This window comes from Shewanella sp. NKUCC01_JLK (genome assembly GCF_019345615.1).
In the GTDB taxonomy this organism is placed as follows: Bacteria; Pseudomonadota; Gammaproteobacteria; order Enterobacterales; family Shewanellaceae; genus Shewanella; species Shewanella oncorhynchi.
Map to the genome: position 1 here is coordinate 195,765 of NZ_JAHKRD010000006.1, position 15,540 is coordinate 211,304.

The 15,540-nt window shown below is 42.8% G+C and carries 13 protein-coding genes; 4 read left to right on the forward strand and 9 right to left on the reverse strand.

Annotated features, from left to right (window positions below; translation table 11 throughout):
- Nucleotides 1–17 precede the first annotated feature (17 nt).
- Nucleotides 18–1,691, reverse strand: coding sequence for a diguanylate cyclase (locus tag KO537_RS08575; protein WP_212600325.1), 1,674 nt, complete (start codon nt 1,689–1,691; stop codon nt 18–20).
- A 245-nt stretch (nt 1,692–1,936) separates the two neighbouring features.
- Between KO537_RS08575 and KO537_RS08580 the strand changes: the two genes are divergently transcribed.
- Nucleotides 1,937–2,788, forward strand: a complete 852-nt coding sequence (locus KO537_RS08580) for a DMT family transporter (RefSeq protein ID WP_131525349.1) — start codon at nt 1,937–1,939, stop codon at nt 2,786–2,788.
- A 62-nt stretch (nt 2,789–2,850) separates the two neighbouring features.
- Here the strand turns inward: KO537_RS08580 and KO537_RS08585 are convergent, their stop codons facing one another.
- The 3 genes from KO537_RS08585 to KO537_RS08595 form a co-directional block, all read right to left on the reverse strand.
- A complete protein-coding gene (locus tag KO537_RS08585) occupies nt 2,851–3,390 on the reverse strand; it encodes a YfaZ family outer membrane protein (RefSeq protein WP_028760670.1) in 540 nt (179 codons plus the stop codon).
- A gap of 166 nt (nt 3,391–3,556) precedes the next feature.
- Nucleotides 3,557–4,075 (reverse strand): GNAT family N-acetyltransferase, encoded by a 519-nt coding sequence (locus tag KO537_RS08590; protein WP_219234250.1) that lies wholly within the window; start codon nt 4,073–4,075, stop codon nt 3,557–3,559.
- A gap of 91 nt (nt 4,076–4,166) precedes the next feature.
- Entirely contained in the window at nt 4,167–5,537 is a 1,371-nt protein-coding gene (locus KO537_RS08595; protein ID WP_028760672.1) for a magnesium transporter, read from the reverse strand.
- 151 nt (nt 5,538–5,688) lie between these two features.
- Here KO537_RS08595 and KO537_RS08600 point away from each other — a divergent pair, with 151 nt between their 5' ends.
- Nucleotides 5,689–6,174, forward strand: a complete 486-nt coding sequence (locus KO537_RS08600; protein WP_028760673.1) for a glutathione peroxidase — start codon at nt 5,689–5,691, stop codon at nt 6,172–6,174.
- A 1,002-nt stretch (nt 6,175–7,176) separates the two neighbouring features.
- Here KO537_RS08600 and KO537_RS08605 read toward each other — a convergent pair.
- Entirely contained in the window at nt 7,177–9,030 is a 1,854-nt protein-coding gene (locus KO537_RS08605; RefSeq protein ID WP_219234251.1) for a M1 family metallopeptidase, read from the reverse strand.
- A 613-nt stretch (nt 9,031–9,643) separates the two neighbouring features.
- Nucleotides 9,644–10,615: a phosphate ABC transporter substrate-binding protein PstS family protein gene (locus KO537_RS08610; protein WP_113941039.1), complete on the reverse strand. Its 972-nt coding sequence runs from the start codon at nt 10,613–10,615 to the stop codon at nt 9,644–9,646.
- A 217-nt stretch (nt 10,616–10,832) separates the two neighbouring features.
- Between KO537_RS08610 and KO537_RS08615 the strand changes: the two genes are divergently transcribed.
- Nucleotides 10,833–10,976 (forward strand): hypothetical protein, encoded by a 144-nt coding sequence (locus tag KO537_RS08615; RefSeq protein ID WP_219234252.1) that lies wholly within the window; start codon nt 10,833–10,835, stop codon nt 10,974–10,976.
- A gap of 134 nt (nt 10,977–11,110) precedes the next feature.
- On the opposite strand, the gene phoR is transcribed toward KO537_RS08615, so the two are convergent.
- The 3 genes from phoR to KO537_RS08630 form a co-directional block, all read right to left on the reverse strand.
- Nucleotides 11,111–12,409, reverse strand: a complete 1,299-nt coding sequence (gene phoR, locus KO537_RS08620; protein ID WP_173245969.1) for a phosphate regulon sensor histidine kinase PhoR — start codon at nt 12,407–12,409, stop codon at nt 11,111–11,113.
- An 80-nt stretch (nt 12,410–12,489) separates the two neighbouring features.
- Nucleotides 12,490–13,179: a phosphate regulon transcriptional regulator PhoB gene (phoB, locus tag KO537_RS08625; protein WP_006085167.1), complete on the reverse strand. Its 690-nt coding sequence runs from the start codon at nt 13,177–13,179 to the stop codon at nt 12,490–12,492.
- 186 nt (nt 13,180–13,365) lie between these two features.
- The gene (locus tag KO537_RS08630) at nt 13,366–14,334 is read right to left on the reverse strand and encodes a porin (protein WP_168823290.1); all 969 of its coding nucleotides are present in this window, start codon (nt 14,332–14,334) and stop codon (nt 13,366–13,368) included.
- A 291-nt stretch (nt 14,335–14,625) separates the two neighbouring features.
- On the opposite strand from KO537_RS08630, the gene rdgC reads away from it, so the two are divergent.
- On the forward strand, nt 14,626–15,540 hold the full coding sequence (gene rdgC, locus KO537_RS08635) for a recombination-associated protein RdgC (RefSeq protein ID WP_113941038.1): 915 nt from the start codon (nt 14,626–14,628) through the stop codon (nt 15,538–15,540).

A 15,540-nucleotide genomic window follows, 5' to 3' on the forward strand; every position in this document is an offset into this window, starting at 1 on the left:
TTTTAAATTTTCAATAGCTAGCTTAAATGTAGCCTCACATCGACACCGCGAGTATCTGCATACTCTTGACGACGCTTATCCATACGCGATTGATATAAGTGAGTGTCAGCAGAACGCAACCACTCATGGGGATCTGCGACCTCAGTGTTTAACGACATCCCAAAACTACACTGGCAATCTTTAAAACCATGGCTTGCTAATTCTTCACCTAAGCCACTCAAAGCACTCTGTAATAACTGGATACCAGCAGAAGGCGTCACAATCACAAACTCGTCACCACTAATCCGATAAACCTTCATGTGCGCTAAGTCTGTTGCTTGCAATAACTGCACTATCAACAGCAATAATCTATCGCCTTCTTGATGGCCGAGTGTTTCATTGACACTTTTCAGACTATCGATATTCAATAGTGCTAACGCCATCGGTTGCACGACTTTATCGGCAAATCCTAATTGTGAGTTCATATATTCGTCAAAAGCATAACGATTACCGACTCGCGTTAATCCATCTAAACGTGCCTTTTCCCATGCAATCGCTAACTCTTCAATATGCGCCTTACGTTCCTCAGCAAGTAATTTCAGCTTATTCGCTAACGCTAAGGACAGCAGCAACGCATCGGCCGTGCCGCCCATCAGTGTCGCCAGCTCAGCATGTTCGATAAAATCAGGGGTTAACCCCATATTTCCGGGTAAAATAATCACCGCAGGCAACAGCAAGCAAGTAAAGGCAAGAATAAAATAACGTGCAGGAGCAAAGCCTTTCATCAAGCACACATTACCGCAAGTAATCGCTAAAGCAATCCATAGCATAATCAGTACAGAAGCAATAATTGCCGTATAGGATAACAACCAAATACTGGTCGGCAGAGCCACAATGCAGGCAAACATTAAATACTGACTAAGACGCCACAGCCGCGGAGAGTAACTAGGTAACTGCAGGAAGTGCTTGTAAAACATGATATTAAAAATGGGCAAACTGATGAAAAACAGATGATGCAACTCGAGGTAATGGAAATTAAATAAGTGTGCAGGCAAATGGAAAGTCAGTGCCCAGCCACCAAAATAGGCAAATACGTAAAGACCATAGTAGAGAAACGCTTTATCAAGAATAGAGATATAAATCAAAATATTATATAAAGCGATAAACAATAATCCGCCTAAACACAGCAGCACTGCCATTGCGAGACGGTCAGACATAAGTTGATGATCCGCCACACTTTGCAATGCTATCTCAGGGGGAGATGAGTAATAACGGCTACTCAGCTTCACCACCAACCAATAATCCGTGCCCATATTCAAGGTGACCTTACGGCCATAATCGAATAAAAACTGGTATGGAGCAGTGTAGCCACTGTGGGCATGTTGTACGCTGCCGTCACTGCCGAGTATCCAATAATCTACGGATTCAATAATCGAATTACTTGCATCCACTACCCAGTTTGATTGACGTTGATTGACCATCACAGGTGTAATCATCCAATAATCGCCACCGGTTAAGCTGACCGAACTAGCTTCGTCGAGTTGTCCCATCCAATGGGGCACAGTTTCAAACCGCTCAGGAGGCTGTTGATCCGCTTTAGCATGGAACAAATACGGGGAGTCCAACGCAATTTCAGCGCTTAATACAGAGGGACTTAATGTCCACAAAAAAAGTAAAAAACACCCAAATAGAGTTTGTTTAAGTTTGTTCATCGGCTTATTTAGTTAAAGGGCCATAGATCATTTTTACAGCTATGAAGAAAATGCTAATGCTGTCAATCTTAGTCGATAGTTGGATTTGTAGGTTAACTTTATGGCTACATTTAGTTTTTTACAATCAGTTAGGCTAAATTAGTCGGATATACCATGCCTTATGATGCTATTTTAGTCTCAAAGTCCAAACTGCGGCATGAAATTCAAGATACACCTCAATACTGACTTATTTTTGCTGGGATCCTATGCAGCCTCTATTGATGATTTTAGCCGCACAACTACTGATTGCCAGCGGTAACCTATTGGTTAAGTTGCTTGAAACCAATGTGCCTGTTTTTCAACTGGTGCTCTACAGGCAATTATTTGCCACTCTGCTTGTACTGCCTTTTGTGTGGCACTTACAGGGTAATCTTAAACTGAGTCCTTTTTACAAAGTGCATCTCGCCCGCGCACTATTGATTGGACTGGGCAACGCCATTTTTATGCTTGCTATTCTGCATCTTCCGCTCGCGACAGTAACAGCCGTGATTTATACCTCACCCTTGTTACTGCTAGTACTATCGGCCATTTTTTTAAATGAACGTATTGGTTATCGACGCATGGTCGCAGGTCTTATCGGCTTTAGCGGCATTTTGCTTATCAGCCAACCAACAGAATTTAACCTGTATATAGGTTTAGCCTTTTTCGGTGCCATAACATCAGCATTGAATAGTTTGATTTTAAAGGCCTATTCGACCCATGAACATCCTTTTTCCATGCTCTTTTGGTCTAATGCCTTTGCGATGATATTTCTGATACCTGCGACCTTATACGAAGGCGCCGAATTTAGTTTACCAGTGGCGCAAGTGGGACTGACTTTGGGACTATTTTACATTGCTATGACCTATCTCATCATCCATGCCTATCGACGTGCCGATGCGAGCCAAATGGCACCAGTAGAATATACAGGATTGATTTTTGCAGCCTTGTTAGGCTGGTGGATACTCGATGAAGAACTCAGCCTAGTGATTTTAATCGGTATTGGATTAGTCATTTTCTCATCCATATTGCCAAGCTACAGTGAGCTAAAGGCGAAATGGAAAAGCCGGCGAAGTTAACCTCGCCGGCTCTTTAATTCGACATCTCGATCGCAATACAGCTAAATCAATATGCTTTGTGCTTAGAAACGGAATTTACCGCCAATATACACACCATCTTCGAAAGTAAAATTGCGGGCATCATCGTATTCGAAGGCAATCTTGCGGTAACCAACATAAAGTGCCATGTTTGGCGTTATACGGTATTGCACTTTTGAGTCTAATTCATAATGACCATCAACATTGCCAAATGACAATACAGACGGCGCATAGTAAGCCGCGGCGTGCAGTGAAATATTGGGTCCCATTGATAGTGCATAACGACCACCAACAGAAACGGCACTTCCATTGGGTGAATAGTCAGACCAAAGCTGGCTTAACTGAGCACCGACCTCAAAGTGATGCACACCTGCATCATGGGTCATGTGCATCGCACCTTGAGCGATATGGCCGCCTTCATCCGCATAGATATAACCCAAAACTGCGTTAGTATCTTTGTTCAATTGCAGTTCTAACTCAGTTGAAACCACATCGTTGTTCAACCCAAGATTAAATTCTGACGCATTCACTTGCAGCGCTGCTGCACTCAATAATAAGACACTTGCTACTCTGAACTTAGCCATAAAAAAACACCTCAATAATGACTGTGGGTAATAGCCGCGGATCATACCGAATAAATAAAGAAAATCAGCCTATTTGCGTATAAAGAGGGATTATTTGCGAGGAATATACAAATGTAAAACAAGATGAAAACACATTAAGATCTAAGTCTTTTCACTTACAACACAATTAGACCGCCGGGGTACGATCGCCAACTAAAGACTGCATTATCGCTTCAGCATCGACATTAACGCTTAAAGCTAAGTAATACCAACCCACAGTATTTCCTGTGCCACGGATACTCAAATAATTACGCCAAAACTGAAAACCTGCCTTCAATAAATTAGCTTGACTCGACGTGTTCTCGGCGCGAATTGTGGCGTATAAAATCAATATCCCTAAAGCCTTAGCCACTTCGATACGTTTTTGCGTTAAACCTTGAGCTATGCCTTGACGCCGATAATAGGGCGACACCACCAGATAACCCAGTTCACCGACAGTGCCTTTACCAACAGTGCCTTTACCGGCTTTTATCGCGGCGCAACCGACAATCTCACCCTCGATAGTTTTCGCTAAGATCACCGCACGAGAATGGAAAAAGACCTGATGATCCAACGGATGAGCATTATCATCACGCCCATCAATTAATTGTGCCGCCAGCGCTAATTCTTCCGGCTTTTTACCTATAACAAACTGAATGTTATTCATATCCAGATTAAACCGTTAATGTTCCCAACATACGGTGAATGCACACCAAATTGCCGTGCATTCATCTTCCAAACTCACCCAAGAACCTACGCTACAGATATAACAACGTCGCCATACCTAAGAAAGTAAAGAAACCCACCACATCGGTCACAGTCGTTAAGATCACTGAACCCGATAACGCCGCATCTTGATTAAACTTCTGCAACACCATAGGCACTATCACCCCAGCAATAGCGGCAACGGCCATATTAATCAATATCGCACAGCCAATCACTATACCTATCGTCGCTTCACCGAACCACCAGCCAGAGACTAAACCTATCACTATCGCCCACAAAAATCCGTTAACTATGCCAATGCCGAGTTCGTTTTTCATTAGCGAAAACAAGTTACCCGCCGAAATCTGTCCCATAGCCATACCGCGGATCATTAGCGTTAAAGATTGGCTCCCCGCGATGCCGCCCATAGAAGCGACAATCGGCATCAACACCGCTAATGCAACCACTTGTGATAGGACATTTTCAAATAAACCAATAGTCGCTGAGGCAAGGAAAGCCGTCAGTAAATTGATCCCAAGCCATACTGCACGGCGCTGAGCACCTTTCATAATCGGGGCGAACAAGTCGTCGGATTCATCCATTCCCGCTGTTGCCATCAACTGCGCCTCATAATGCTCACGCACTAATGCCGTTGCGGTTCGTAGCGTCACTCGGCCGATTAACTCTCCGGACTCATCAATCACAGGCAATTCAATTTCGCGGCTGTGCTCTATCGCTTCGGCCGCTTCCAAAAGACTCGTATCGGCGGATAACGCACGGCAGTCCTCAGACAAAAGTGAAATCAATAACTCATCGGGATTATGTTTAAAAATATCATAACGACGAACAGTACCTTGATACTTATCCAGATCATCAACGATAAACAAATTGTCGTTACAATCGAGCTCTATACGGCGAAAGAAGCGCTGCGCTTGAGCAACTGTCGCCTTATCACTGAGCACCAACATTTGATGATCGGTATAACGGCCGATTTCATTCTCAGAGTATTGATCATAAAGTTCGAATCGTTGTCGCTGACGCTCTCCCATCTGAGCCAAGGCACGATCGGTAAAACTTTCAGGAAGATAATCACTCCACTCAATTAAATCTTCTGGGCTTAATTGCGCAAATAACAGATCCACTTCATTGTCAGGCATCCGCTTCAGGATCCCCATACGTGGATCGGCACGCATTAGGCTCAGCACAGTCACTCTGTCAGCAAATTCAACTTGCTGCCAACGCTCATAACGCTCATCCAAGGGCAAGGACTCAAGCGCTAAGGCTATGGTTCCAGGTTCTGAGTCATTCAGAATTTCACTAAACACTTCAGCCTGTTCTTCGCCTTCAACTTCAGTGAGTTGTTGAACTACTTGCCCCACATCAGCTTGCATGTTTGTTTCGTATTCTGCGTCATTTTCTATCACACAGATGCCCTTTTCTTTAGCCACAAAATTGCTGTAACTATATTGATAATTAAGTAAATTAGCAAACCCACAAAATAAATTGCGCGCAATTATATTGCTGAAAATTATTTTAAGGTTTATGCTGTTTGGCTAAGATCCTACGGAGGTGAACATGACTACGAATATATACAGCCAATCAGCAACAGACATTCAAGGCAACGCGGTAAGTTTAGAGCAGTATCGAGGCAAAGTACTCTTAATCGTCAACACCGCCAGTGAATGTGGATTTACACCGCAATACAAAGGATTAGAAACGCTATATCAAGAATACAAAGATAAAGGATTAGTGATTTTGGGCTTTCCTTGCAATCAATTTGGCGCCCAAGAAAAAGCCGATGAACAAGGCATTCAAGCCTTTTGTGAATTGAATTTTGGCGTGACGTTTCCGCTATTTTCTAAAATAGAAGTGAATGGCGAACATACGCATCCACTTTATCAATACCTTAAGAAAGCCGCTCCCGGCGTATTAGGCACTCAAGGTATTAAATGGAATTTCACTAAATTTTTAGTTAATCGCCAAGGCGAAGCAATCGAAAGATTTGCATCAACGACCAAACCCGAAGCATTAGAAAGTAAAATTGCTGCTTTGCTAAAATAATTTAATCACTATCTATTTGAAATCTTGCAATTTATAAAAATTTAGATTTATTTTAATTTTTTATGGAACTTTAACCGTACAAGGCCCCTCAAATGTATTGAACAGTGAATGTCTTTTTCATGTTCATCATCTCCCTGGGGCTTCTAGCGCAGTCCCCTTGACCTAGGAATAGGTCATTAGGCAACCATTAGGTTGCCTTTTTTTATCCCTTCAATTTAGATGTAAAACAAATGTAACAACCAAGTATGAGCATGCAATATCTCTCAAAAACTTTTTTATCTTTTTTCTGATATCGGTGAACTTAATTAAAAATGGCGACTCTGAGTATAGGTAAGGATTAACGGATAAGATTAAATGCACCTTGAGAATGAAATATGTGAAGTCGCAGTTTCATGCACTCAAATGACACAGTTTCTGTTTTATCGCATTGAGTCGAATTGGTTGGTCGTTCATCATCATCTCCCTTTTGGGACACAATAGAAAACACGCTAGCGCACTGAATTCTATTTGTATCCCGCACTGATTTCCTTGTGGCAACCTTAGGTTGCCATTTTTTTTACTCAAATTTCAACAAGCGCTAACGCTAGCTTATAGATTAATAAATCTGGCACGCGTTTAATTTTTATCCCCATGATTTTAATGTAAAACAAATGTAACGCTTAAGTGTGAGCACTCAGTATTCCCCAGAAAATCTTTTTGAAACTTTTTGGGATTTTTTTCTGATATCAGTGAACTTAATTAAAAATGGTGACTCTGAGTATAGGTAAGGATTAACAGATAAGATTAAATGCACCTTGAGAATGAAATATGTGAAGTCGCAGTTTCATACCCTCAAATGACACAGTTTCTGTTTTATCGCATTGAGTCGAATTGGTTGGTCGTTCATCATCATCTCCCTTTTGGGACACAATAGAAAATACGCTAGCGCATTGAATTCTATTTGTATCCCGCACTGATTTCTTTGTGGCAACCCATAGGTTGCCATTTTTTTTACCTAAATTTCTATAAGCTGAGTGATTTGTCCAATTGAACTTGAATCGAAGGATGATAGCCTGCACGAGCCTTTGTATAGATGTCTTTTAATTCAGAGTGATATCCCGCAATTTGTAACTCAGCATAGAGTGGCCGCACAAATTTACCGCGTCCAATACGCACTAAATAGGCACTTAATGCCGGCAACACAGGATCATAATGATTACGAATAGCGACTCGAAACCAATCACAGGCAATTTCTGCATTAGTCGATTGGGTTAATTGGAAGGTTTCATCCAGATCCATCAATTGAACTTGACTAACGACTTCAGGTAATTGGGTCAGAAAATATTGCCAATGGTGCACTCGCCAATCTTTAACACTTAATCTGCCCGCTGCTGTTCCCTGTAGAAAACACGCCAGCGCATCATCGACTTTATCTAAACTCATGGATGTTGGTCCGCAATAGCCCTTAGGTAAGCCTTCACCATAAATCCACGTTAATAGTTCAGCCTCAGTGATTTTATCTGCATGTAATTGCAGTAAAGTTTGTTTTGCGTACTCGACAAACACTTCAGTGGTAATGGCTTTAAACGCAAAATGATTCACATAAGTGAGTAAAAATTTATCAAATTCTACTCGCCCTAGCCTACGCTCTAAATCATGGACAAACATCGAAGCCTTATCATAAGTAAAACGATTAAAGGCAAGATTAGGATCGTCCTGCTGCACATTAGCGGGTAAAGTTTGCTTACCCGTAGGCAAAGACGCTATTTCTTCTTTTAAGCGACCAAACTCTATCACCCATTCTAATTCTGCCTGTTCTTTGCCGTAGACAGCCTCGACAATACGGTTAGTAAAATAGGTCGTGAAACCTTCGTTTAACCAGAGATCACGCCAAGTCGCATTACTGACCAGATTACCCGTCCAAGAATGCGCTAACTCATGGGCAACGGTTGACACTAAACTTTTATCACCAGCAATGAGCGTGGGCGTTAAAAAGGCTAAACGCGGATTTTCCATTCCACCGAATGGAAAACTCGGCGGCAAGATAATCATGTCATAGCGGCCCCATACGTAAGGACCTAACAATGACTCGGCAACGTCGAGCATGTATTCAGTATCTTCAAACTCTTTTGCGGCGGCCGCTAGCATGCTCGGCTCGGTATACACGCCGCATCTTGGACCTATCGCTTGAAAGGCAATATCACCCACAGCCAAGGCCATTAAATGGGTCGGAATAGGCTGTTCCATCTCAAAGTGAAACACACCATTAAGTGGCGTATCGGGATGATTCATCGCGCTCATAACGGCGCGCATGCCTTTGGGCACTTGCACCTTAGCATCAAAAGTGATCCGCACCTTAGGCGTATCTTGTAATGGGATCCAACTGCGGGCATTGATCGGTTGCGATTGACTAAAGAGGTAAGGTAACTGTTTACCCGCGGTTTGCTCAGGCGCTAGCCACTGTAATCCTTGGGCGGACGGAGAGGTTTGATAGTGAATACAAATCTGCTTGCAAGGAGATTCTGGTAACGTGATACACAATTTTTGCCCGAGTATGGGGTCAGCTTCATTAAGCACAAAATCGAGCGGTTCTTCATCCATTTCTGTTAATACATTCACCCCCTCTGTAGCATTAAAACAAGTCACAGCGAGTATGGTTAGATCTCGACTATCAAGCCAAAGCTCTGTTACATCACACTCAAGAAAATCCAAGGACAGCGTCGCTTTAGCGAAAAGACGCTGCGCGTCAAAATCCACCATGACATCCAAAGAGACATGGGTCACTTGCACTTGTTCGGTATTCGCAAAAGAATGGTAATCTCGGGTTAAATCCCAAGGGGCTACATCAGCTAATGTACTCTTAGTTGGTTGCAACACTGTCGCCTCGATATTCAAGTTCTGAGCGGTATGTTCTAAATAGTGAGTTATGAGTTACCTTGCTGTGGTGACGGGCTTGATAACTTATCACTAATCATTGGGAGGTATTATCGACTGCAAATTTACTCAGAGGCAAATCGTAACTGAGCTCTAGAGCTCCTTAGGAACAAGTTTTTTGTAACAGTTCATCTTTAGGTGTAGGTACCGAGTTTGCAATAAGCTATCTCTAGCTTGCTGGATTTATCGGTAGTCACAGTAGAAGCAGCTAAAATTGAGACGTGCAAACTTGGCAAAAATCGAGTCAGCCTCTTTTTATAAAAACAAAATGCAAAATTATTTAAAATATTTCGCACTTTCCCTGAACTAATTTGATGATGCTGAGTCAGATATTATGAACCGAATCTTTGTAATGAGTTTCTTCGTTCATCATCATTCTCCTTTAGATGGTTTCTAGCGCGACCGTCCCAAGATTCCGAATTGGAATTTACAGCAACCTACTTAGGTTGCTTTTTTTATGTCTTTAATTTGGTATAAACCCGACATCATTACACATTTAAAACCACAAAAACAAAAAGGACCTCCTGGGAGGTCCTTGATTAACAAGCCATTTGACTTACAAACGAATACCTACTTGCTCTAAATCTTTAGCAACTACGCTATTAGGCACTGGCACATAGCCATCTTTCTCTACCACTTGCTGACCTTGCTTAGACAATACATAACGCAGGAATTCTTTTTCCATTGGTGCTAAGTCTTTGTTTGGTTGCTTGTTCACGTAAACGTATAAGTAACGTGATAGTGGGTAAGTACCATTAGCCGCGTTTTCAGCTGTAGCTTCGATAAACTCATTGCCTTTCTTAGCGATGGCAACAGCTTTAACACCTGCAGTTTTGTAACCGATACCTGAGTAGCCAATCGCATTCAGAGATTGAGAAACAGATTGCACAACAGAAGCTGAACCAGGTTGCTCGTTTACGTTAGCTTTAAAGTCACCTTTACAAAGCGCGTGCTCTTTAAAGTAACCGTAAGTGCCCGATACTGAGTTGCGACCGTAAAGTTGAACGTCTTTGGCAGACCAGTTACCGTCTAAGCCTAAATCGCCCCAACGTTGGATGTCACTGCTACCACATTTGTGAGTTGAAGAAAAAATGCCATCAACTTGCTCAACGCTTAAGCCTTTGATTGGGTTATCTTTGTGCACGAATACGGCTAAAGCATCGATAGCTACACGAATCGCAGTTGGCTTATAACCAAAATGCTTTTCGAACGCTTCAACTTCATTAGGCTTCATCTTACGGCTCATAGGACCGAACTGTGAAGTGCCTTCAGTCAACGCTGGTGGCGCAGTAGAAGAACCCGCCGCTTGGATCTGAATGTTGACGTTAGGGTACATTTGTTTAAATTCTTCTGCCCAAAGTGTCATCATGTTGGCTAAGGTATCTGACCCTACAGATGATAAGTTGCCAGATACACCGCTCGCTTTTTCATAAGTAGGCAGAGATGGATCAATCGATGCCATCGCAGTGGCAGAGAATACACCAGCGGCTGTTAGAGTAATCGCGCCGACAAGCTTTTTCAGTTTCATTATGTGCTCCAGTAGTAAGCTAACTAATTTGTAACTTAAGTTTCTTCAGACGCAGCCAGTATCAATCGCTACAATGACAATTCTATGTCCGTGATATGACACTTAAATGACAATGCACTATTTATCGCTTTTTTCTGTCATTAATACCAATCACATTAAATATCTAATCAGTTCAGAGCCTCACAGGCATTTCAATCCAAGGCGCATTGACGCAGAAATGGTCATTCATGCAACACCGGAGTGGGATGCCTGTGTGGCTCCCGAAGGGCGGGTGATGTTAACGGCATGGCAACGCGCTTTATACTGCGTTAAAGGCTTTCGACAGAGCACCACTATGCCTTCAAGCATTCGCCTTGTCTAAAGCGCGTTGAATCCCCGCTGAATGAACAGATATTTAATACTATTGGTATAATAAAGACTCAATAAACCTAGAAACAAAAACAGGCCCTAATGGCCTGTTTTTATTATTTATTGTAAATGTTTCACTCACACATACTATTTCTTACGTTCGATAAGATGCAAAGGGATAATAAAGCTAAAAGTACTGCCTTTACCGACTTCACTGCTGATTTTAAGCTTACTGTGATGGTGGTTAAGCGCATGTTTTACTATCGCTAAACCTAAACCACTACCACCAGTTTGCCTTGAGCGCGCACTGTCTACCCGATAAAAGCGTTCCGTTAATCGACCAATATGCTGAGCCGCAATACCTTCACCCGTATCCGTTACGCTAAAGATGGCACCCGTAGCCACACTGCACCACTGCACTGTAATTTTCCCGCCAGGTTCTGTGTAACGAATCGCATTAGAAATCAAGTTAGAACAGGCACTTCTCAGCTGTAATTCATTGCCGTGAGAATCAAGTCCAGGCTCACAATAGAAACTCAATTCATACTTCTCTTGTGCCAGCGCCTTAGCTTCCTCCTTGAGCACCTCCATCAACTGCGTCATATTCACAGTGTTTTCGAGGTTAATATCAGCCGCATCTTCAATTCGCGATAACATCAATAGCTGTTCGACCATAGATTGCATTCGTCGCGTCTGCTGCTGCATCAATGCTAACGGCTTGACGTTCATCGAATCAGGCTCAGCCATGCTTTGCATCATTTCGAGGTAACCCTGTAACACAGTGAGCGGCGTTTTTAATTCATGCGACACATTGGCGACAAACTCTTTACGCATTCCCTCAAGCTGACGTATACGAGTGATATCCCGCGCAATTAACAGTAACTGCCTGTCACCGTAAGCCATGATACGGATTTCAAGCAAACGCCTATCCGATACTGGCGAAGGTAACTCCAGCGGCTCTTTGTATTGTGCGGATTTAATGTAAGCAGAAAAATCAGGATGACGGATTAAATTATCGATTCGTTGACCATTATCCTGTGGCCACACAAAACCGAGAATGAGTTGCGCTAACTTGTTACACCATAAAATATTATGCTCTGAATCAAGCACGACAGCGGCATCGGGTAACGCCTCAGCACCTTGACGAAATCGTGCCAGCAGTGCGGCCAGTTGACCGACTCGTCGACGATTCTTCCCTTGAAGGCGATAAATACCGTTAAATACACCTTCCCAGCTCCCACTGCCCTGCGGCGGCGTGAGTTTCCTATCCCGCCATAACCAAAAGTTAAGCCGTGATAATTGTCGGTAATGCCAGCAAACTAACCCTAGCGTGCCGATAAAGAGTATCCAGAGAAGTTTCCCTACCAATAAACCTATTAGCGCGCAAAGCAGTAGATATAAACCTAAGCGCGTAAACAACCGATACCCTGAATAAGAGTCAGACATAAATAAACCCAAACATCAGGCTAAATAAGAGGAGCACAAGATAGCGTAAAAGCTAACTTGTGCCTAACAGTTATTCAGCACTAAATGCGTGTAGAGAAACGATAACCAGCGCCACGAACCGTTTGGATCAAGCGATCATGACCAGACTCTTCAACGGCTTTACGAAGGCGTCTGATATGCACGTCAACGGTTCTGTCTTCAACATACACATTGGTGCCCCACACATTATCGAGCAGCTGTTCACGGCTGTAAACACGCTCAGGATGGGTCATGAAAAAGTGTAATAAACGAAATTCGGTTGGGCCCATATCTAATACAGTTTCACCCACACTCACCCTGTGACTCACAGGATCGAGCATTAAGCCCTGTACATCAATGGTTTCTTCTAAACGAGTCGGTGCACTGCGACGCAATACGGCTTTAATACGTGCGACCAGCTCTTTAGGGGAAAAAGGTTTAGTGATGTAATCATCGGCGCCAACTTCGAGGCCTTTGACTTTATCTTCCTCTTCACCGCGGGCGGTTAACATAATGATCGGAATTTGGCGCGTAAACTCATCTTGCTTTAAGCGTTTCGCCAATTGAATACCACTTCCGCCAGGAAACATCCAATCCAATAAAATCAGATCGGGGTAAGGCTCCTTTAGCAGCGCAATGGCCGAATCAAAATCTTCCGCCGCAGAGGTTGTAAACCCATGCTGTTCCATTACAAAAGTCAGCATCTCGCGGATGGCCAACTCGTCTTCTACTATCAATATCCTTGCAGTCATAAGTGATTTTCTGTCAGTGAATGTCAACACGGCTATTATTAGTCATTTTTATTACAGATTTATGAATAAGCACGCCGCTTGAGCCATATAGTAGTAATATTTGTCATAATAAGTTTATATAACTGTTTGTTTATAGCAATAAAAAAGGAGGCTATATGCCTCCTTAATTGAGTTTTAATGCTGGATTTAGAATTTGTGTTCTAAGCCAACACCAATGTATTTGTCATCATCTGTAGACGCTTCTAACGAGCGGTTCGTGTAGAAAGCGAATAGTTTAGTTGGCTTACCTAAACTGTAGTCTGCACCTACCGACCATGAATCACCAAGTTCTTCCATATCTTGGAACTGAGCTTTTAAAGTAACAGCATCGATATCATAGGCAGCGCTTAATAGATAGCCGTTAGCACTTTCTGCAGTGACTTCAACTGGCATCGACGTTGCAGAATCAAATTTATAGGTTTGCTCTTGTTGCTGGTACATACCACCCAGTTTAATACCGGCTAACTTAGCTTGTAAGCTGGCACGAACAATCTCATATCCAGACACATCAGAGTCATAAGCAAGAGATGCATAAACGGGTGTTTTCTTCAGTTTCGCATCACCATACATGGCCGCTAAGCTAAAACCATCTTGAGCAAATTGACCTTTTACATCATTTCCTTCGGCAACATAGGTAACACCAAATACAAAATCACCAAAGGAAGGCGTAAGGTAAGTCGCCGTTTGAGCAGCACGAACTTCACCCTTGAACAGCTTACCTAAGTCACCTGAAAGGTCGTTAAACTGATCAACATCACCTTGAGAAATTTTCAACAAGGTATCATTACGACCCACAGAGAACGAACCAAATGCGCCTTTCAAACCAACAAATTGGTTACGTGCAGTAAAGTTATCGCTTGATGCTGCACCTGTATCAACTTGATATTCCACTGTGTAGAAAGCTTCCAGCGAGCTAGACAGCGCAAAATCACCCTTCACACCAAAACGAGAAGCATTACTTTGAATAGTTGTTGTAGCATCACCTTTCTCATCATTTGATTGAGCAGTGACATTCAACTTACCATAAACAGTCAGTGGCTCAGCGGCATTAGCTGAAGCCAGAGTTGCAGAAGCTAGCGCAGAAGCAAGTAGAGTTTTACAAAAAACGTTCATCATTTAATCCTTTCGACGTTATGTTCGTCTTGGTTATTGGTTTGGAACGACCGAAAGTTTGCAATGAATGTGTTTCAATTTTATTTCAATTGTGACCATTAACGTTGGCGAGCAAAAAAGCTGACGTGAAGCCAGGCACAAAACCCAGTAAAAATGCAGGCTGCAGCTAAGCTAATTATTATGTTACAGTTTAATGAATTCTGATCTTCCGTTAAAAATCAGCTATTGAACACAGGTTTACCCCGTCCAAACTATGCCGTAAACTGCCACTTTAATTTTCAATGGGCGCCTCTTATGTGGTTTAAAAATCTTACTCTTTATCGTTTCAATAAACCTTTTGCCGTCGAAACCGAAGCGCTAGAAACTGCGTTGGCCGATTTCACTTTCTCCCCCTGCTCAAGCCAAGATGTCAGTAAATTTGGTTTCTCAAATGCGTTAGGCAAAAAAGGCAGTTCTTTGGTCCATAGCGCTGACAATCGCCATCTGATCTGCGTGACTAAAGAAGAGAAAATTCTGCCAGGCCAAGTCATCAAAGAAGCCTTAGAAGAAAAAGTGGCTCTCATTGAAGATGAAGAAAATCGTAAACTGGCGAAAAAAGAAAAAGATGCGCTAAAAGATGAAATCATCACTAGCCTACTGCCACGCGCTTTTTCGCGTCGAAGCCAAACCCACGCCTTGATTTTGCCTGAGCTAGAAATGATCCTCGTTGATAGTTCAAGTGCCACTAAGGCCGAAGAATTATTAGCGTTATTACGTAAAGCTCTCGGCAGTTTACCTGTGATCCCACTGAGCTTTAAAGCGCCAGTCGAATCCAATTTAACTGAATGGTTAAAACTTGGCAGCGCACCATTACCCTTTGAAATGCAAGACGAAGCCGAGCTAAAATCTGAAGCTGATGAAGGCGGAATTGTGCGCTTTAAGCAGCAGGATTTGAAAGAAGACGAAGTGTTAGCTCACTTAGCTACAGGTAAGCAAGTACACAAGTTAGCGCTGCATTTCGGCCAATCGATTGCACTATTATTGCAATCAGATGCCAGCGTGAAGCGCCTTAAATTCTCTGAAGAATTTAGAGCAGGGAACGATGAAGTCGGCACTGACGATCCTATGGCCCGTTTAGATGCAGACTTTGCCCTAATGGGCAGCGAGTTAGTCGCCTTGATGCATGCACTCGTGGCCGCCCTTGGTGGACTCGAAGACGCACAAGTTTAA